Source organism: Vibrio sp. 1288, assembly GCF_033344475.1.
In genome coordinates, this window is the sequence record NZ_JAWPOX010000488.1 from 1 (window position 1) to 720 (window position 720).

A 720-nucleotide genomic window follows, 5' to 3' on the forward strand; every position below is an offset into this window, starting at 1 on the left:
AAATGCAGTTGACTAGACGTAGCATGGCCACCGGGCAGCACAAAACCTTTAAAACCACCGTCTATGCGCGCTTTTACGGCCTCATAGTCTGCTTTAAGCTCTTCAACTTCCGATTCTGTAATCGCTAACTTGCCACGCACCGAACCATTGAGATGGTAAACATTAGGCTGAAGGCGCGTGAGAATATCTCGACTGAAGTCGTCCAATTCCATCGACAGCACCAACCCAATCCGGCTGCACAACTCGTCTGCGGTGATCTCGAAATCGCACACAGGGCTGTCTTCGTAAATAAAGGGATAACAAATCTCGCTCAGTTCCTTGCTTACAGGTCTCATGCTGTTGTTCCAATGTAAAAAAGGGAGTCAGTATAACCTAACTCCCTCTTAGTAATCATAAAAACGACGTCCGCATTAGGCGTTTTCGATTTTCTTGTGGCCTTCTTGTAGATGCACAAAATCAACCAAGTCATCGCCTGAGACTTGATACGCTTGACCGAACCCTTTTACGAACAAACCTTTCTCAGCTTTTAGGTTGAACAGTACAAAGTCTTCAAGCTGGCTTAGACCGTCGATGATGTCACCGAAACGCGCTTTCATCTGACCAACGACCAATTGCCACATTTCAGTATCACGCTCAACAACCGTTGCTACCGCATCAAACGTCAGACGCTTACGTGCAAAAAGCTGTTTGGATGAATCTTCATCTTCGATCATCATCAGT

The 720-nt window shown here is 46.0% G+C and carries 2 pseudogenes; both read right to left on the bottom strand.

Annotated features, from left to right (window positions below):
- A pseudogene (locus R8O11_RS27565) lies at positions 1–335 on the bottom strand (ATP:cob(I)alamin adenosyltransferase); the annotation flags it as partial.
- A gap of 75 nt (positions 336–410) precedes the next feature.
- Positions 411–720: pseudogene (locus R8O11_RS27570) on the bottom strand (heme utilization protein HutZ); the annotation flags it as partial.